Origin of the sequence: Chryseobacterium gwangjuense, from assembly GCF_021311115.1 — a bacterium.
Classification (GTDB): domain Bacteria; phylum Bacteroidota; class Bacteroidia; order Flavobacteriales; family Weeksellaceae; genus Chryseobacterium; species Chryseobacterium gwangjuense.
This window is the reverse complement of sequence record NZ_JAJTNP010000002.1, coordinates 219045-237200: the sequence shown is the minus strand read 5'-3', so window position 1 is coordinate 237200 and position 18156 is coordinate 219045. Positions and strand designations below refer to the sequence as shown.

Annotated in this window: 17 protein-coding genes; 10 read left to right on the top strand and 7 right to left on the bottom strand. The window is 33.4% G+C overall.

The genetic code is table 11. The annotated features are described in order from the left end of the window. Positions 1–68: 68 nt before the first annotated feature. Both LV842_RS04520 and LV842_RS04515 read right to left on the bottom strand, forming a co-directional pair. Positions 69–290: a DUF2795 domain-containing protein gene (locus tag LV842_RS04520; RefSeq protein WP_027382805.1), complete on the bottom strand. Its 222-nt coding sequence runs from the start codon at positions 288–290 to the stop codon at positions 69–71. Positions 291–423: 133 nt separating this feature from the next. Next, a complete protein-coding gene (locus LV842_RS04515) occupies positions 424–1455 on the bottom strand; it encodes a GDP-mannose 4,6-dehydratase (RefSeq protein ID WP_233110267.1) in 1032 nt (343 codons plus the stop codon). Positions 1456–1546: 91 nt separating this feature from the next. On the opposite strand from LV842_RS04515, the gene LV842_RS04510 reads away from it, so the two are divergent. Both LV842_RS04510 and LV842_RS04505 read left to right on the top strand, forming a co-directional pair. Beyond that, a complete protein-coding gene (locus tag LV842_RS04510) occupies positions 1547–2344 on the top strand; it encodes a DUF2797 domain-containing protein (RefSeq protein WP_233110266.1) in 798 nt (265 codons plus the stop codon). Between the two features lie 28 nt (positions 2345–2372). Further along, the gene (locus tag LV842_RS04505; protein ID WP_233110265.1) at positions 2373–5024 is read left to right on the top strand and encodes a DUF748 domain-containing protein; all 2652 of its coding nucleotides are present in this window, start codon (positions 2373–2375) and stop codon (positions 5022–5024) included. Positions 5025–5044: 20 nt separating this feature from the next. Here the strand turns inward: LV842_RS04505 and LV842_RS04500 are convergent, their stop codons facing one another. After that, positions 5045–5395 carry a hypothetical protein gene (locus LV842_RS04500; protein ID WP_233110264.1) on the bottom strand — a complete coding sequence of 117 codons (351 nt, stop codon included), beginning with the start codon at positions 5393–5395 and terminating at the stop codon, positions 5045–5047. Positions 5396–5557: 162 nt separating this feature from the next. Here LV842_RS04500 and LV842_RS04495 point away from each other — a divergent pair, with 162 nt between their 5' ends. The 6 genes from LV842_RS04495 (at position 5558) to LV842_RS04470 (ending at position 12446) form a co-directional block, all read left to right on the top strand. Further along, positions 5558–5752 (top strand): hypothetical protein, encoded by a 195-nt coding sequence (locus tag LV842_RS04495; protein ID WP_233110263.1) that lies wholly within the window; start codon positions 5558–5560, stop codon positions 5750–5752. Between the two features lie 123 nt (positions 5753–5875). After that, complete coding sequence (locus LV842_RS04490) at positions 5876–6919, top strand: PA0069 family radical SAM protein (RefSeq protein ID WP_233110262.1); 1044 nt, start codon at positions 5876–5878, stop codon at positions 6917–6919. 181 nt (positions 6920–7100) lie between these two features. Then, positions 7101–8612 carry a vitamin K epoxide reductase family protein gene (locus LV842_RS04485; RefSeq protein WP_233110261.1) on the top strand — a complete coding sequence of 504 codons (1512 nt, stop codon included), beginning with the start codon at positions 7101–7103 and terminating at the stop codon, positions 8610–8612. 95 nt (positions 8613–8707) lie between these two features. Next, entirely contained in the window at positions 8708–8863 is a 156-nt protein-coding gene (locus LV842_RS04480) for a bacteriocin-like protein (protein WP_233110260.1), read from the top strand. Between the two features lie 96 nt (positions 8864–8959). After that, positions 8960–11152, top strand: a complete 2193-nt coding sequence (locus LV842_RS04475; protein WP_233110259.1) for a peptidase domain-containing ABC transporter — start codon at positions 8960–8962, stop codon at positions 11150–11152. Beyond that, the gene (locus LV842_RS04470) at positions 11142–12446 is read left to right on the top strand and encodes an HlyD family secretion protein (protein WP_233110258.1); all 1305 of its coding nucleotides are present in this window, start codon (positions 11142–11144) and stop codon (positions 12444–12446) included. The genes LV842_RS04475 and LV842_RS04470 overlap by 11 nt, the downstream gene beginning before the upstream one ends. 187 nt (positions 12447–12633) lie before the next feature. Here the strand turns inward: LV842_RS04470 and LV842_RS04465 are convergent, their stop codons facing one another. Together LV842_RS04465 and LV842_RS04460 are read right to left on the bottom strand one after the other, a co-directional pair. Beyond that, positions 12634–12801, bottom strand: coding sequence for a bacteriocin-like protein (locus LV842_RS04465; protein ID WP_233110257.1), 168 nt, complete (start codon positions 12799–12801; stop codon positions 12634–12636). Between the two features lie 200 nt (positions 12802–13001). Continuing rightward, the gene (locus LV842_RS04460) at positions 13002–13952 is read right to left on the bottom strand and encodes an isopenicillin N synthase family dioxygenase (RefSeq protein ID WP_233110256.1); all 951 of its coding nucleotides are present in this window, start codon (positions 13950–13952) and stop codon (positions 13002–13004) included. A gap of 84 nt (positions 13953–14036) precedes the next feature. On the opposite strand from LV842_RS04460, the gene menD reads away from it, so the two are divergent. Continuing rightward, positions 14037–15713 (top strand): 2-succinyl-5-enolpyruvyl-6-hydroxy-3-cyclohexene-1-carboxylic-acid synthase, encoded by a 1677-nt coding sequence (menD, locus tag LV842_RS04455; RefSeq protein ID WP_233110255.1) that lies wholly within the window; start codon positions 14037–14039, stop codon positions 15711–15713. Positions 15714–15789: 76 nt separating this feature from the next. Here the strand turns inward: menD and LV842_RS04450 are convergent, their stop codons facing one another. Both LV842_RS04450 and LV842_RS04445 read right to left on the bottom strand, forming a co-directional pair. After that, the gene (locus tag LV842_RS04450) at positions 15790–16416 is read right to left on the bottom strand and encodes an aminotransferase class IV (RefSeq protein ID WP_233110254.1); all 627 of its coding nucleotides are present in this window, start codon (positions 16414–16416) and stop codon (positions 15790–15792) included. Further along, positions 16400–17377 (bottom strand): aminodeoxychorismate synthase component I, encoded by a 978-nt coding sequence (locus LV842_RS04445; protein WP_233110253.1) that lies wholly within the window; start codon positions 17375–17377, stop codon positions 16400–16402. The genes LV842_RS04450 and LV842_RS04445 overlap by 17 nt, the downstream gene beginning before the upstream one ends. Before the next feature lie 47 nt (positions 17378–17424). Between LV842_RS04445 and LV842_RS04440 the strand changes: the two genes are divergently transcribed. Continuing rightward, positions 17425–18147, top strand: coding sequence for a hypothetical protein (locus LV842_RS04440; RefSeq protein ID WP_233110252.1), 723 nt, complete (start codon positions 17425–17427; stop codon positions 18145–18147). Positions 18148–18156 lie beyond the last annotated feature (9 nt).

The window sequence follows — 18156 nt, the reverse complement described above, 5'->3', positions numbered from 1 at the left end:
TCGTGCAAAATTGATATTTAAAAAGGGCAAAAAAGCTCTAAGCTATTGCTTAAAGCTCAATGCTTTAATTAATATTCGTCTTCGTTCCAAAGATAATCTTCGTCCGTAGGATAATCGCTCCAGATTTCGTCGATTGCGTCATAAATTTCTCCCTCATCTTCGATCGCTTGAAGATTTTCCACTACTTCCATCGGTGCACCAGTTCTGATCGCGTAGTCGATAAGCTCTGCCTTTGTCATCGGCCAAGGTGCGTCACTTAAGTAAGAAGCTAATTCTAATGTCCAGTACATAATTTTCTAATTTTTTGCAAAAGTATAAAAATAGCTTATATTATATGCTTTTTTATACTTGATTTTCAACTCTTTTTATTAATTTTTGTTCATTCTCCTTTGTATAGACTGCTTTCCAATCGTTATTGAAGACTTATGGGATGTCATTTCTCAAAAACCATTCCACAAATTTTTTTATGCCATTTTGGAAGTTGGTGTCAGGTTTATAGTCAATTAATGTCCTAGCTTTTGTAATATCTGCACTAGTTTTGAGGACATCGCCGGGTTGCATTGGCAGATTTTTTTTAATGGCAGATTTTTTAAGCGTGTTTTCTAGGGTAGAAAGCATCTCGCTTAAACTAACGACCTCACTTTCTCCAAGGTTGATGATTTCGTAGATATTTGAATTGTTTTCTATATAATTGACAGATTTGGTAATTCCGTCGATAATATCATCGATATAAGTATAATCTCTGGAAGTATTTCCTTCCCCGTAAAAAGGTATTTCTTTCCCTTCAACGATGAGTTTTGTAAATTTATAGATGGCAAGATCCGGTCTTTGTCTTGGACCATACACCGTGAAAAAACGAAGATGAATGCAATCTAAATTGTATAAATTATGATAGACGTGCCCAAGAACCTCCACGCATCTTTTGGTAGCTGCGTAAGGAGATATCGGATGGTCAACATTGTCGGTTTCTGCAAAAGGAATTTTTTCGTTGTTTCCATAGACGCTTGATGAAGAAGCGTTAATGAATTTATTGATATTGAATTCTTTACAAAGTTCCCAAAGATTCATTGTTCCTTTGATATTCACTTCTTCATAGTCTAGAGGTCTTTCTATTGAAGGGCGAACTCCAGCCAAAGCGGCTAAATGAATGATCAGATCAACGGAATGGTCTTTAAATATGGTTTTTAACGTATCTTTATTACGGATATCTTCAATGTAAATCTTATAATTAGGAGATTCGGTAATGGATGCAAGCTTTATTAAATCACTTTTCTTATCTGAAAACTTAAAATCAGAATTATTGCCAATAGATTCTAAAGTATTCCTGATTTTTATTTTATAATCGTAAAAATCATCGAAGTTGTCAATGTTTATGACAGAATGTCCATTTTTTAATAATCGTTCAACCAAATGAGAACCAATAAAACCACTTCCTCCTGTAACAAGATAATTCATTTGCGTTTTTTTACTTTTACAAAACTATAAATTTAAGTTTTCAAATTTTAAATCATTAAATTTACTTAAAAAAGTAATACTATTAAATATTATGCAGTTTCAAGGGCAAATTTTAAAAATGACGAGCTTCAATGATGAGCCGATTCAATATTATCTTAATCTTTCCGGAGATTTAATTCACATGAATGAATTGTTGGGTAAAGAACTAACGATAAAACATACGGGTTTTCAGTGTGTCAATTGCGGTGAAAATAAACCTATCTACAGAATGGGGTTTTGTAAAAGCTGTTTTTTTGAAAGTCCTTATGCAAGTGGTACAATCATTCGTCCTGAGCTTTCAACAGCGCATTTAGGAATTGCAGAACGTGATCTTGAGGTTGAAAAAGAAATACAGCTACAGCCGCACACCGTATATTTAGCTTATACAGGAGATGTAAAAGTTGGAGTAACCCGAAATACACAAATTCCTACGAGATGGATCGATCAGGGCGCAACTTTTGCACTGCCTATTGCAAGAACGGAAAACCGCTATGAAGCCGGAATGATAGAAGTTGCATTAAAAGAACATCTTCCTGATAAAACCAACTGGAGAAAAATGCTTCAGGATGATTTTGAAGATGAAATAGATCTGGCAAATTTTCAGCAAAAAATAAAAGAATATTTCCCTGAGGATTTTCAAAAATTCTACAGTGAAGGAGAAGAACTTTGGAAGTTCGATTACCCTTTCGAAAAACCGGGAAAAGTAAGTTCATTTACTTTAGATAAAAAACCTGAGTTCACTGGAAAACTGACTGGAATTAAAGGGCAGTATCTTGGTTTTGAAGGTGGAAATTTTATTAATGTAAGAGGTCATGAAGGGTATGTAATAGAACTGCATGTGAGGAATTGAAGAAAATAGAATAAACCAAATCACAATTATGAAAAAATCCTGGGTAAAAAAGTTTTTGATGACAACTGCAATACTACTTGGGATTGTTTTGCTAGCTAACTTCGGGTTTAATTTTTGGCTTAAAAACAAGCTTCCCGATTATATCAAAAAAAATACGGATTATAAGGTTACTTATAAAACATTGGATGTGGATCTTACCACCGGGAATATTTTTGTGACTGGAATTACGGTTAATAATAAAAATCCTCAAAATACTGAAGTTATAGGAATTCAGGGAACAGTCGATACCTTAAAAATAAGCCGTTTTGGAATTTTTGATGCTGTTTTTAACAAAAAGATAAGTTCAACAGATCTTTTGTTGGGAAAGCCTAATCTTAATATTATTCTGGCTAAACCTATTGATAAAAAGACGGGCAAAAAGAAAAATCCCGTCATGTTTGAGAATATAACAATTAATAAAGGAACAATTACCATTTTCAGACATACAAAACAGCCGTTTTTGAAGGTGAGTCAACTTGATCTGTACGTTGAAAACCTACAAATGACAGAAGAATCCGTTGAAAATAAACTTCCGGTAGTGTTTGACCGTTATAGTATTAAAGGAACAGATTTTTTCTTTCAGCCGGATGATATTTATGCCCTGAAAATAGATAAGATCACGACATCAAACGGGCAAATGTCTGTGGAAAATTTCAGGTTGGATCCGATGATTACCTTTGATCAGTTTACACAAAATTATCCTCAGAAAAAACAGCTTTTTCAGTTCAATATTCCTAAAATGGATTTTAAAGATGTTGTTTTAAAAAAGAATACCATCTCACTTTCTCAAGCTTTTTTTCAGGATCCTGATTTGATTATTTATACAGCCAATGCGGCAAAAGCAAACCCTAAAAAGCCAATCGATTTTGACGTTAATCTCAACGGAATCAAGCTGGAGAATGCAACCGTTCAGGTTTTAAAACCTGATGGAAATAAGCTTTTTTCTGCTAAAGAACTGAACCTTAATGTAACACAATTAAAATTCAGTAAAGAAACTTCGGAAGAAATGATTCCTGTACGATATAAAGATTTTAACATTACAGGAAGAGGTATTGCTTATTCTAATGCTGAAAACATTGTTTGTGAAAGTTTTGGATTGACTCCTAAACAAGGCACATTTAGAAATCTTGCAATTACATCCGCTAAAACGGCTACAAATTTGAAAGTAAATCAGCTTGCTTTTATAATTAGTAAATGGGAAGTTGTTGATAAAAAATTAAATCTTGATGTCAATGACGCATTGATCGATCGCGTCAGTGGATTCGTTAAGGCACAGGAAAAAACAGGACAAAAAAAGTCAGAGATAAAAGGAATCCAGTTTCCTCTCATGGTAAAGAAGGTAACACTAAAGAATTCAAATATTGTCTATGAAAAAGGAAATCAGCCTTTAAAATTCAATGATTTGAATGCCTCTATACATCAATTGGAAATCAAACAAAAAACGGATGGCTCAGGATTGGCGTTTGATGTAAAAACATATGCCATTTCAACAAAGAATTTTGCATACAAAACCCAATTTTATAACATGACTGTTGCTAATGTTGAATTGGGGAGTGATAAAATTAAATTGGATCATTTTGCGATGAAACCTTTGGTCTCCAGAGCGAAGTTTATCAAAATGATTCCGGTGGAAAGAGATTTGTATGACTTAAAAGTAACGCAAATTTTGGCGAACGGAAGCTGGGGTCTATTTTCAAAGGATAAATTTATCAACGCTTCTAACATGCTGGTTCAGTCTGCAGATGCCAATATTTTCAGGAGTAAAATACCGAACGATGATCCGAAAGAAAAAGCTTTGTACTCTAAAATGCTAAGATCCATAAAATTTCCTATGCGAATCAATAATCTGGATGTAAAGAATTCGGTTTTGGTATACGAAGAAGATACTCCAGAAAGTGCAGGTCCGGGAAAGCTTACTTTCAGCAATTTTAATATGAATGTTAAAAATCTGAATTCAGCAAAAACAAAAGGGAAATCATCACGGGTAGATATTAAGATCAATTGTTCATTTATGAACCTTTCGCCATTGGCTGTCAATTGGAATTTCGATGTTGCGAATCCGAATGATGTTTTTGCTATTTCAGGAAGGACAACTAATCTTCCGGTTCAGGGAATAAACCCTTTTATCAGACCCTATTTACATGTGACAGCGACTTCCGGAACCATTCAAGAGATGCTTTTTAATTTCAAAGGGAATCCTAAAGAACTGAACGGGACTTTCAATTTAAAACATAAAGATCTTAAGATCGCTATTCTGAATAAGCATAATCATGAAAAGAAAGGAGTTCTTACCGCTGTTGCCAATTTATTTATCAAGTCTAATTCCGGAAAATTCCCGGAAGAGGTTGCTGTTGAAAATATAGAAAGAGATCCTACGAAATCATTCTTTAATCTCTTTTGGAGAGGAATTGAAGATGGATTAAAGAAAACCTTAATTGGGAAAAATGCAGATAAAACAGAAGCTAAAGTAAAGAAGACTGTTTCTGCAGTTAAGGATATGAAGCATTCTGTAAATGAATTGAAGCAGGAGGTTAACAACTCAAAAGAGCAAAAACACAAAGAAGACATTCCTCCTAAAGGGAAGAAAAAAGGATTTTTAAAGAATGTGTTTAAGAAAAAAGAAACTCCCGAAACAGAATAATTTCAGGAGTTGTATATCTTTTAAAAATTATAATCATCAATTTCTTCTACAGGAATATTTCTTAAAAAATTATCGAATTTTTCACCGGAATAGTTGCTGTCTGCTCCGTAAGAATCAATAATCATACCCTGATTTCCCATGTTATCTTTTACCACATAAAGAACAGCATTGTCATCCGGGCTGCTGTCTCCTTCGAAACGATACGTTTTTAGGATAATTAAATCGGACGACACATAATTTCTGTCAGAGTTTTCAAATTTCATTTCACCCTGCTCATTCATTCTTAACTCTTTGTCTATGCCCCTTTCTTTGAGCTTTGTCATGACCTGACTCAGGGTCGCCATTCTGTCTATGTTGTCTGCGTTTTCCATAATTATTTTTTTATAGTTACTACAAGAATTAAACCATTTATATCTATTAGGTAGTTATTAAACCCATACTTTAACGGATAGCAATGTTAACAAAATTTATAATTTAAAAATAATAATAGGTATACTTTTTGTAAGAATTAGTAAAATAAATCAAACGAGAATATGAAAAAAGAAGTTGGAGTATTACTGGCAGGAGGAGTTGGCTTTTTGGCAGTATTAAGTTTAATAAGTATTAAAAAAATATTGACAAAAAAAGATAAAAAATATAGTGACACCTACTCAGATTATCACAGACATTTTGATGGAAAAAATCATGATGAGGATTATCATGGGGTAGAGTTTTATGCATTGAAGTAGTAAAAGAATATATTTAAATTATGTTTAAAACCGGTCCTTTTGAAAGGGTCGGTTTTTTTGTGGAAAACTTTAGTGTTAAAACTCATTATTTTCAAAAACTTCCATTCTAATTTTACATCTGAAATGCAGAACGAAAATAGTATAAAAGGTCAAGGCGCGCAGCGAAATGTTATCAACCGTTTCGACAGATATACTTTTGAACCTGATGATGAAGAGTTGGAAACGGTTAAAACTACTTTTACCGAAGTGTTTCCGAAAACCATTGTGAATCAGGTGAAAAGTGAAGACTTGCCGATGGAGTATTCTATGAATCCTTATCAGGGATGTGAGCATGGATGTTCGTATTGTTTTGCAAGACCAACGCATGAATATTGGGGATATAGTGCAGGAGTAGATTTTGAAAGAAAGATCATGGTCAAGAAAAATGCTCCGGAATTATTAGAGAAATTTTTCCGTAAAAAAGGGTATAAACCGGCACCTATTTTACTTTCCGGAAATACGGATTGTTATCAGCCTGCAGAAAGACAATTTGAAATTACAAGAAAGATGCTGCAGATATGTTTAGATTACAGACATCCGGTGAATATTCTGACAAAAAATGCTCTTGTTTTAAGAGATTTGGATATTTTAAAACCTTTGGCTGAACAAAATCTGGTTTCCGTTTCGTTAAGCATTCCCACCATGAACGAAGATTTGCGAAGAAAAATGGAACCCAGAACAAGTTCTTCAAAAAATAAACTGAAAGCGGTAAAAGTTCTTTCGGAAAATAATATTCCTGTACATGTTATGGTAGCTCCTATAATTCCAGGATTGAATAGTGATGAACCATTGAATATTCTAAAAAGTATTTCAGAAGCCGGGGCTAAAAGTTTTGGATATACTTTGGTCAGACTCAATGATACTGTAGAACCTGTTTTTGTACAGTGGATCGAGGCGAGCTTTCCAGATCGCGCCCAGAAAGTGTTAAATCTGATCCGTTCCATGAGAGGAGGAAAGTTAGGTGAAAAAAGATATTTTGATCGCCAGAAAGGCGATGGTAATATTGCAGAAATGATTCACAATACCTTTAAAATAGGCAGAAAAAAGTTCTTTGCAGGAAAAGAGTTTCCGAAATTATCCACAGAAAATTTTACCGGAACGAAAGAACAACAACTGAGATTGTTTTAAAATTTATTAGAAATCAATTATTTAATTAAGTTTCTTAAAATTAACACAGAATAATTCCTTTATTTTAGAAATATTTTGAATGAAAGCAGTATATTTATCCGATTTACTTCTTAGTAGGTAATTAACGGGGAAGTAACAACCATTCAACTATTACACCATCATAAAAAATTTGGAATTATTTATGAATTTTGAAAAACTTATAGACTATTTTAAACTCGATAAACAGGAATTTTATTTTCAGTTTAGTTCACATCCTAATTATCCGTCGGCATTAGCTTTTAGTGATACTCTCAATTTTTTGGGGTTAAAGAATGATGCTTATGAGCTAGATAAAGAATTTTGGGACGAATTACCGGGAGAATATATTGCAGTGGTTGACAATTCGTTTTCGTTGGTGAAAAAAAAGGGAGATCAATTCACCACTTATTCTGACAAAATAAAAAATATAACCAAAGAAGAGCTTTATAAAAATTCAAGTGAATTTGTATTGCTTTTTGAAAAAACAGAAGCCATAAAAACAACTTCCTCTTTCAGTTATAAACCCATTATTTATTCAGTTTTTGGATTGATTATTCTGTATTCTCTGTTTCAGTTCAGCTGGTACGAAAGTGTTTTTAATATTTTATCGTTAGCTGGAGTTTATATTTCGTTAGAGCTTTTTAACCAAAAATTCGGACAGGAGTCTGCGGTGGTTAATAATATTTGTGGAGGAGCCGCAAAAAATACAATTCAGAGTTCATGTTCAAAGATTTTTTCTTCCGATAAAACAAATGTTTTAGGACTGAAATTGTCAGATTTTAGCTTGGTGTATTTCTTAGGAATAACCTTTATGGGACTTATTTTTCCGGATGCACAGTTTATTTTAAGAATAACAGCTTTGGTTTCCACTCTGGTAATTGTGTATTCTTTGTATGTTCAGTTTTTTGTAGAAAAATCTTTTTGCAGAGTATGCTTGCTTATTATCCTTATTTTGTTGTCACAGATCGGAATAAGTGAAGTGTATTTTAGCTGGGGAGGCTCTCTGGCAATTGTTTTTATCAGTATTATCATATTTGCTTCTTTGTTTTTCACAATAGCTTTTTTTAATAATTTATTGAATCAACAAGAAGAACTTAAAAGATCAAATGCTAAGAACCTTAGATTTAAAAGAAATTATGATCTTTTCAAAAGAGAACTTTTAGACAACGAAAAAATTGAATTTTCAGACAACAATACCTTTTTTGTTGGAAGTAAAAATGCAAAACTACATCTTTCAATAGTTTCTAATCCTTATTGCGGATTTTGTAAAGAGGCACACAAAATTGCAGAAAATCTGTTACACCAATATCCTAATGAGATTTCGGTTCAGATGAGGTTTAATTATTCTCCGGATCAACAGAATGAAAAATTCACCCACCTGATCTCTGATTTCATGTATACCTATAAAAATAAATTTGAAAGAGAGTTTATAGACCTTGTTGAATATTGGTTTGAAACCAGAGATGAAAGTAAAGTAAGACAAAAGGCAGGAATTACATCCAGCAATGAAAATCTTACTCCTGTCATCAATATGGGGATAGAAAATAAAAATGCAGGCATTAATTTTACGCCTATCATTTTAATCAATGGTTATCAGTTCCCGGATAAATACGACCGTGAAGATATTTATTATTTTATTGGCGAATTGATTGAGGACGAGGATTTTTCGGCTTAAATCATTTTCGTGAATCAAAATTCATTAATTTTAAATGAATTAAAAGCGGAACCGAAAAGCTTAAAAAGAGTAGGGAATTACCAAATTCAAGTATTATGAAAAATTTAAAAAAATTAGCAAGAAACGAAATGAAAGACATTTTGGGAGCAGGACCAATCATTGGTTGCTCAAACAGTTGTTGTCCAACAGATGGCAGACCAAGATGTCCGAAAATGTACTGTCCGGCTGTTGTTTGTCCTCAGTATGTATAAGTTTTTCTTAAAATTATCAACAGAAAATCTAACATTCATTTAAAGAAAGAGGCTGAATAAATTGCCTCTTTCTTATCATAAATTTTGAATCAAATTTTGAAAAAATTCCCTTTTTACCTTCAGCCAGATTCTAAAGATTGCGGACCTACCTGTCTCAGGATTATCAGTAAGCATTATGGCAAAAGCATTTCCTTACAGCAAATCCGTAATTTGTCTGAAACAACGCGGGATGGCAGTAGTTTATTAGGATTGAGTGATGCTGCTGAAGATATGGGATTTCGTTCTTTGGGGGTTCAGGTGGATTTTGAAACCCTTACAACAGAAGTTCCCTTTCCTTGTATCGTTCACTGGAATAAAAACCATTTTGTTGTAGTTTATAAAATCGACAAAAATAAACAGGTATATATTTCTGATCCCAGTTATGGATTGATTACCTATACGTCTGAAGAGTTTATCAAACGATGGATCGGAGAAAATGCCAATGAAAAAACAGAAGAAGGGATCGCTCTTATTCTTGAAACGACGCCTGCATTTTTTCAAACCGAATTTGATGATCAGGAAAGTAAAGCGAGTTTTTCATTTCTTTCAAAATACCTTCTAAAATACAAATCGCTAATCATACAGTTGGCGATGGGATTATTGGCAGGAAGTTTACTTTCTCTTATTCTTCCGTTCCTTACTCAAAGTATCGTAGATGTCGGGATTCAGAATCAGGATCTGAGCTTTATTTATATCATATTACTGGCTCAGATTATGCTTTTCCTGGGAAGAATGGGGATTGATATTATCAGAAGCTGGATTTTGCTTCACCTTTCAACAAGAATAAATATCTCTATCATTTCAGATTTCTTTATCAAATTAATGAAACTTCCCATCAGTTTCTTTGATACGAGAATGACCGGAGATATCATGCAGAGAATCAATGACCACCACAGAATTGAACAGTTGTTGACCAGTTCTTCACTGAATACGCTCTTCTCTTTGGTTAACCTTATTATTTTCAGTATTGTACTATTATTTTATGACTATAGATTGTTTGTGGTGTACTTTATTGGAGCCGCATTGTATATTGGTTGGATCACTTTCTTCCTTAAAAAAAGAAAAGAACTCGATTATAAAAGATTTTCCCAGGTTTCCCAGGAACAGAGTAAGGTAATAGAGCTCATCAACGGGATGCAGGAGATAAAAATGCACAATGCCGAAAAGCAAAAACGTTGGGATTGGGAGTTTTTACAGGTAAAGCTGTTTAAACTTAGGATCAAATCTTTATCATTGGAACAGTGGCAATCCGTCGGAGGTAATTTTATCAACCAGATGAAAGATATTCTGATAAGTTTTTTATCTGCCAAACTGGTCCTAAGCGGAAATCTTACGCTGGGGATGATGCTTTCTGTGCAGTATATTATTGGACAGCTTAATAGTCCTTTGATGCAGCTTATCGATTTTATCAGACAAACACAGGATGCTAAGATTTCATTAGAAAGATTGGGTGAGATTCATGATAAAGAGGACGAAGAAAATAAGGATGAGCAATATGCAACGGAAATTCCTCAACAGGATATTGAGATCACGAATATGTCGTTCAGATATATCGGGACAGATCAAAATGTTTTTGAAAATCTAAATTTGACTATTCCTTACCAAAAAACAACAGCGATTGTTGGAGCCAGTGGAAGCGGAAAAACTACCCTGCTGAAATTATTAATGAAATTCTATGAACCTAATGAAGGAGAAATAAAAATAGGACATACTCAAATGAAAAATATTTCTCCAAGATTTTGGAGAGACCGTTGTGGAGTGGTAATGCAGGAAGGTTATGTATTTAATGATACGATTTCCAATAATATTGCCGTAGGAGAAGACTATGTAGACAAAACAAAGCTGAGAAAATCTGTAGAAATTGCTAATATTAAAGAATTCATAGAAAGTTTACCTTTAAGTTATAATACCAAAATAGGAAACGAAGGAGTTGGGGTGAGTGGCGGACAAAGACAAAGGTTATTTATTGCCAGAGCGGTATATAAATCTCCTGACTATATTTTCTTTGACGAAGCTACAAGTGCATTAGATGCCAATAATGAGAAAATAATTATGGAAAACCTTGAACAGTTTTTCGAAGGCAAAACAGCGGTGGTTATTGCACATAGATTATCTACGGTAAAGCATGCCGATAAAATAATTGTCTTGGATAAAGGAAAAGTGGTGGAAGAGGGAAATCATGCAGAATTGGTGGCTTTAAAAGGAGAATATTACAGACTTGTAAAAAATCAGTTGGAACTTGGAAACTAATAAAGATATTTTAGACAGTATAGAATTGCGCTCAGAAAGCGTTCAGGATATTCTTACCCAACCTCCGCATTGGATGATTCGTTGGGGAAATACGATTATATTGATCATTTTGGTGATGATATTAATGATGAGCTATGTCATTAAATATCCCGAATTTGTTCCTGCACCGATTATTGTAACGTCTCAAAACCCACCGGAGAAAATTGAAGCAAGAAGCAGCTCGAAAATTGAAAAAATATTTATCAAAGACCATCAAAAAGTTAAAAAAGGAGATGTTCTTATGGTATTGCAATCCGCTGCAAATTATGAGGATATTCTGAAACTTAAAAATATTGTAGATACTATTGCATCCAATCATTTGTCGTCTTTTCCGATGCGTGATGGCTCTTACTTCAAATTGGGAGAGCTTCAGGGAGATTACAACAATTTTGCAAAAGCGCTTCAGGATGAGCATTTATTTACCAAACTTCAGCCGTATGCTCCGGAAAACTTAGCTGCAAACCAAAGTATTGCAGAGTCGAGAAGCAGGATTTCGACATTAAAACAGCAAAAAAATCTTGAGGCTTTAAAATATACACTGACAAAGAAAAATTATCAGAGATCTCAAAAACTGTTTAAACAGGGAGTTATTGCTGCGGTAGAATTGGAAAACGAAAAAATAAAATATCTTCAGGCTCAGCAAAACCTGGAAAATATCAATATTTCCTTATCTCAGATGGAGGAAAGTATTTCTAATCTGAATAAAACGAAAAGCGGAACAGCTATTAATACCGAAAAAGACAAAATAAGTTACTCTTCCCAGACTTTACAATTATTCGAACAGCTTAGAAAGTCGTTAAAACAATGGGAGCAAACTTATCTTATTGCTTCTTCTACCAATGGCGTAGCAAGTTTTCAACAGTTTTTCGGGGTCAATCAGTTTGTAAAAGCAGGAGATCCTCTCGTTTCTATTTTGCCGGACGAAAAAGAGGCTTTAGTAGGAAGGATGTCTGTTCCAACGGTAAATTCCGGGAAAATTATGACAGGAGAAAAAGTATTAATAAAATTAGATAATTACCCTTACCAAGAATTCGGTATTATTGAGGGTAAGGTTCAGAATATTTCGCTTATTCCGGACGCTCAGGGAAGCTATTATGTAGATGTTATTCTTTCTAAAGGATTAAAAACATCTTACAACAAAACCTTGAAATTTGATAAAGAATTAAGAGGAAATGCTGAAATCGTAACGAAAGATTTACGATTGATTGAGAGGGTTTTTTATCAGCTTAGAAAATTATTAGGCTATCAAAGCTAAAAAATAGAGTTGGCTGGTCCTAAAATGGGTTGATTGGTTTAACAATTCAAATATATTTAAGTCAGAGTAGGAATTTTCCTATTCTGATTTTGTTTTTTGTACAATTTTCTTCAAATATGCTTAGGTAATAATATAAAAAACCGCTCCCAAGGAACGGTTTCTTTTTATAAAGTGTATTGAATTTCAATTAGATTGAATTGTCCGGACATTTGAAGTCGTCGCTGCATGCTGCACAAACGATTGTTCCATCTGGACATGCATACATGCAAAATTCAGGTTCTGGAAGTGTTTTGATTCCTCCTGCTCCGGAAATAGTTTTTAATTGACTTTTGTTTAATTTTTTTAAATTTTTCATATTGTTTTAGTTAAAAGTTTGATACTAACGTAAAGGTAATCAAAAAACGAATAACTCAAACAAATGTGGAATATTTTTATAATTAAATTATGTTCAATAATTAAAATTAATTTGTGAATTTGATTTTAAAGAGAAAGATTTCACGCAGAACTTTAATTTAAATAAAAAAAACCGGGTAAAAGCACCCGGTTTCATTGTTTTTATTTCTTAATTAATCCTAATTCAATTAGTCTTTCATGTAAAAAATCTCCTGCTGTGGTATCTTCGTACAATTTAGGGTTGTTTTCGTCTACACAATTTTCAAGAGCATTTAAAGACATTTCGCTCACTGGATGCATAAAGAATGGAATTGAATATCTTGAAGTTCCCCATAATTCTCTTGGTGGGTTTACCACTCTGTGAATCGTAGACTTCAATTTGTTGTTGGTATGTCTTGAAAGCATATCTCCAACGTTAATCATCAATTCGTCCGGTTCTGCGATAGCATCAATCCATTCTCCTTTATGGTTTTGAACCTGAAGACCTTTTCCTTGTGAACCCATTAAAAGAGTAATCAGGTTAATATCTCCGTGAGCGGCCGCTCTTACCGCATCATTTGGTTCTTCTGTGATTGGAGGATAATGAATAGGTCTTAAAATTGAATTCCCTTCTGCGATTTTATCGTCAAAATAAAACTCATCCAAGCCAAGATAAATGGCTAAAGCTCTCAAAACATATTGTCCTGTTTTTTCAAGCATCTGGTAAGTTTCTTTACCCACATCGTTGAATTTTGGAAGTTCTTCAACGTTTACATTGTCCGGATACTCGCTTTTGTATTTTGAATCATCCGAAACATATTGTCCGAAATGCCAAAACTCTTTCAAGTCTCCTTTTTTGAAACCTTTTGCGGTTTCTTTTCCGAATCCTACATAACCTCTTTGTCCACCAATTCCCGGAATCTCATACTTCTGTTTTGTTTCCGTTGGAAGTTCAAAAAAGTTTTTCACCTCTCCATACAATTCACTTACTAGCTTATCATCCAAGAAGTGTCCTTTTAAAGCGACAAATCCGATTTCTTCATAAGCTTTTCCGATTTCATTTACAAATTTCTGTTTGCGTTCCGGTTCACCCGAAAGGAAATCACGCAGGTCTACACTAGGTATTTTATCCATTTTTAGAAATTTACGAAATGCTAAATTACATTTTTTTTAAATTAAATGATTTTAAAATCATTATTTATAAGTTAAATTTGTCGTATGAAAAAATATTCTTCTAAGAGAAGTATTCAGATACTAGCACATCTTCTTCAACAGTACGGAATTTCAGATATTATCATCTCACCGGGATCAAGAAATGCTCCTTTGGCGATTCATTTTTCGGAAATGGATAATTTTCATTGTTATAGTATTGTAGACGAAAGAAGTGCAGCTTTTGTAGGAATGGGAATGGCGAAAAGTGAGAAAAAACCGGTTGCAATTACCTGTACAAGCGGATCTGCTGCGGCAAATTATTATCCTGCAGTTACAGAAGCTTTTTATCAGAATATTCCTCTATTGATTTTAACGGCTGATCGTCCTATGGATTTCGTAGATCTTTTTGACGGACAGACCATCAGACAGAACAATATTTTTCATCAACATTCGTACGGAGATTTTCAGCTTCTGGAAGACAGTAAGGAAAATGCAGAAGACCTGAATTTTGAAACCATAAAAAAAGCAATAGAGCTTTGTTTTGAAAAACAAGGTCCGGTTCATATCAATATTCCTTTAGAGGAGCCATTGTATGAATTAGTGTCTGAGCTTCCGACTTTTCCGACGGTTGAAAAGACCATCAAACATAAAGAATACGAGATTCCATCCAATTTGGTTGCGGACTGGAATACCTCTCAAAGAATTATGCTTTTGGTAGGAACGCGTGATTACAGCCCAGAATTGGAAAACCAGTTGACACAATTGGTTAAAAATCATTCTGTAGTAGTGCTAAGCGAGGCGAACTCTAACCTGCATCACGAAAAATTCTTCAAACACATCGATCGTTATATCTATAATTTTACGGAAGAAGATTATAAAACCTATGCTCCGGACTTATTGATTACGGTAGGTCAGAATGTAGTATCGAAAAAAGTAAAACAATTCTTAAGAAGCGCTCGTCCAAAACAACATTGGCATTTGGATGAGGTTTGGCAACCTGACACCTATTTTTCTCTAACGGAGAAGGTTGAAGTGAAACCTGAAGTCTTTTTTGCGAAATTATTGAAATTTGTAAGCCTTGAACCTAAGCCTTATTTCAATCTTTGGGATGTTTTAAGAGATAAAAAAGATGCAAAACACGAATTGTTCCTGAATAAGATTGATTTCTCAGATTTTTATTTCTTTAACAAAGCTTCTCAGACGATTCCTGAGCATTATAATATTCATTTCAGTAATAGTTCGGCAATCAGATATGCCCAATTATTTGATTTTGGTAAAAGTAGGATCTACTGCAACAGAGGAACGAGCGGAATAGATGGTTCTACTTCTACGGCGATGGGATTTGCCATTAAAAATGCGAATCCGACTTTGCTGATTACAGGAGATTTAAGTTTTTTCTATGATATAAATGGACTTTGGAATCAATATATTCCTCCGTTTGTAAGAGTGATTATTTTTAATAACGGAGAAGGAAATATCTTTAAAATCATTCCGGGACCTGGAAATGCAAACCCAAATACGCTGGATGAATTTATTGCTACGAAACATCATAAAAATGCAGAGCATTTAGCGAAACATTTTGGTTTTTCTTATATCAAAGTAGAGGATGAACTTACCCTTGACAGAGTGATGGAGAACTTCTTCAAAGCCGATACACAACCAAAGATTCTGGAAATAAATACTTACGGGAAAAATAGTGCAGATGTTCTGAAAGCCTATTTTGACTTTATGAAAGAAGGTTAAACTTTACACATAAATAAAAAGCATCCGAATCTTAAGATCCGGATGCTTTTTTATTGCATTATAAATTATTTTCTATTTAAATATCGAGATATTCTTCATTATCCGGTAGGTTGATAATTCTGTCGATAGGATAAACGAACATGTCATCAAAATCATTCAAAGCATTAATCAATTGAAAATGTGAAAACTGTTTGATGTTTTGTAACGTGATTTCGGTTTCTTTTATTTTCTTTTGCTTCAACAAATTTTGTCTTTGTACTCCATTCAGAAGATAAGTAGAAGGAGTAAACCAGTCTTTACCTTTCAAAAATAGGATGTTGGAGAAAGAAGTATCTGTAATGTGATTATTTTTTACAATAATGATTTCTTCAGCTTTGGCTTTCATTTTCATCTTGTCAAGCTCTTTTCTGTCTTCAAACTTGAAAGAATAATCGAAGCTGTTGTTTTCTACCAATTGAAAGTCCTGTATTTCGGGAATAGCATAAGGAATCATTTGGGTACGAATCTTTTTGTCAAGATCATACACCAATCTAAGTTTAAAAAGACCGTCTTCATCATGTTCAAGATGATCATATATTTTTTTCAGATCAACAGAACCCTCTTTTCCAAAATGTGAAAAAGTTTGATTAATACGTTTTTGATGAAGCTCCAGAAGGAAAATTTTCTGATCTTCTACTTTAATGCTCTCAATAAATTGGGACATATATTTTATTTTTCATTTCCTGATACTCGTCTTCTAATTTACTCATATGCGTTATTCCGCCTCCGCTTTTGAAATAAAGATGGTCACCTTCTTTTTCTATAAAACGTATCATTACACAGCTGTCAAGGTTTTTGCCGTCAAACCAGCCACAAACTCCTGTGTAATATCCTCTTTCGTATCCTTCTGCATTAAGGATGATTTCCAAAGTTTTAGGTTTTGGAGCACCTAAAATGGAACCGGCAGGAAGCAATTTTTTCATAATGCTTCCTACTTTTCCGTCAAATTCAGGTTTTAAAAATCCTGAAATTTCAGAGCTCATGGCAAATAAATCTTTTTGTTGTGTTTTGATGAAGTCGATGTGTTGGAACTTATCCACTTTCACATCATCTGCTACCATACTCAAATCATTTCGAAGTAAATCCACTACCGTATAATGCTCAGCTTTTTCTTTCTTATCATTCTTCAAAATTTCTGCAGCATTGTCCAAAGAAGCATCAATAGTTCCTTTCATTGGGTAAGTCAGAATTTTTCCGTCAATGATCTTCACAAAAGTTTCAGGAGAAAAAAATACAAAAAAATCTTTATAAAAAACCTTGTATTTTGCTGTTGAATGATAAAAAACCTCTTCAAGTGTTAAATTCGTTTCAATTTTGGTCTTTCGGGTATAATTTACAAGATATGAGTTTCCGAAACGAATATTTTTCTGAACTTCATTAAACCCTTTTTCAAAGCTTTCCTGAGTCTCAGGAAATGATTTCCATTCGATTTTTTTATTTAATGCTAATGTACTCTTTGCTGTTGAAAAGTTTTGAAAATCAATAAGTAATCCTGATTTTTCAATTTCATTTTCTTTAAAGACTTCCACATTCTCTCCAAGAAAATCGATGATGAAGAAATAGGGAACCTTCTGGAGAGAAAGTTCGTCCATTTCCATAAATTTTTGATGATTCATTGAAAACATTCGACAAAAGTAATTATTGATGTTTACTTTTGCACAAAAATTTTTTGATGCAGAACAAATATCCACAGAAACCGGGAATTGATTTTATCTTGAAGCAGGCTTTTTTCTATTGGAATAAGACATTGGTTTTTCAACTGATGTTTTCAATTATTTATTTTGCCGTTTTTTTTACATCGCTCGTCTTTTTTGCTTCCAGATACGGAATTTGGGATCAGCAGCAGGAATTGATAGAAGCTTTTAAAGTGAGTACCGATGCGTATATTAAAAAAGCTGCTGAGTTAGGAAATACAGAAAATTCTCATTATTTCAGCTATGCAATTTTGGCGACCAGTGTTTTTCTATACCCTTTAAATATTGGTTTTTTTCAGATTTTTAAAAAAATTGATTTGAACGAAAAAATTGTACTTGGCGATTTGTTTGTTGGGTACAATGGACTTAATTTTTTTAAGTACGTAGGATATTTTCTATTTTGGATTTTAATTTATTTTATGGTTGCCCAAACGATTATTTTACCGATTATTTGGGTGTTGGTAACGTTTTTTGTTGCGCCACTGATGTTTTTTAATAATGCAAGAAGCTTTGAAGCAATATCTTTAAACTTCAAAGTATTAAAAAGTCATTTTGTAGAAATTTTTGTTTGCGTTCTTGTGGCTTTTTTGTTTAAATATGTCGGTTTTGCAGTATTTTTTATTGGAGGACTATTTACTTTTCCATTCTGGAATGCTATGATTTATTCACTTTATAAAGGCGTTTTTATGGATAAAAGTTAAATTTTCAGA

Coding starts and splice junctions, on each gene's coding strand:
- LV842_RS04450 (WP_233110254.1), bottom strand. CDS start 16,416: ATGTCCCAATTTATTGAGAGCATTAAAGTAGAAGATCAGAAAATTTTC.
- LV842_RS04495 (WP_233110263.1), top strand. CDS start 5,558: ATGAAAAAAGAAGTTGGAGTATTACTGGCAGGAGGAGTTGGCTTTTTG.
- LV842_RS04505 (WP_233110265.1), top strand. CDS start 2,373: ATGAAAAAATCCTGGGTAAAAAAGTTTTTGATGACAACTGCAATACTA.
- LV842_RS04520 (WP_027382805.1), bottom strand. CDS start 290: ATGTACTGGACATTAGAATTAGCTTCTTACTTAAGTGACGCACCTTGG.
- LV842_RS04500 (WP_233110264.1), bottom strand. CDS start 5,395: ATGGAAAACGCAGACAACATAGACAGAATGGCGACCCTGAGTCAGGTC.
- LV842_RS04490 (WP_233110262.1), top strand. CDS start 5,876: ATGCAGAACGAAAATAGTATAAAAGGTCAAGGCGCGCAGCGAAATGTT.
- LV842_RS04445 (WP_233110253.1), bottom strand. CDS start 17,377: ATGTTTTCAATGAATCATCAAAAATTTATGGAAATGGACGAACTTTCT.
- LV842_RS04515 (WP_233110267.1), bottom strand. CDS start 1,455: ATGAATTATCTTGTTACAGGAGGAAGTGGTTTTATTGGTTCTCATTTG.
- LV842_RS04460 (WP_233110256.1), bottom strand. CDS start 13,952: ATGGATAAAATACCTAGTGTAGACCTGCGTGATTTCCTTTCGGGTGAA.
- LV842_RS04510 (WP_233110266.1), top strand. CDS start 1,547: ATGCAGTTTCAAGGGCAAATTTTAAAAATGACGAGCTTCAATGATGAG.
- LV842_RS04485 (WP_233110261.1), top strand. CDS start 7,101: ATGAATTTTGAAAAACTTATAGACTATTTTAAACTCGATAAACAGGAA.
- LV842_RS04440 (WP_233110252.1), top strand. CDS start 17,425: ATGCAGAACAAATATCCACAGAAACCGGGAATTGATTTTATCTTGAAG.
- LV842_RS04480 (WP_233110260.1), top strand. CDS start 8,708: ATGAAAAATTTAAAAAAATTAGCAAGAAACGAAATGAAAGACATTTTG.
- menD (WP_233110255.1), top strand. CDS start 14,037: ATGAAAAAATATTCTTCTAAGAGAAGTATTCAGATACTAGCACATCTT.
- LV842_RS04465 (WP_233110257.1), bottom strand. CDS start 12,801: ATGAAAAATTTAAAAAAATTAAACAAAAGTCAATTAAAAACTATTTCC.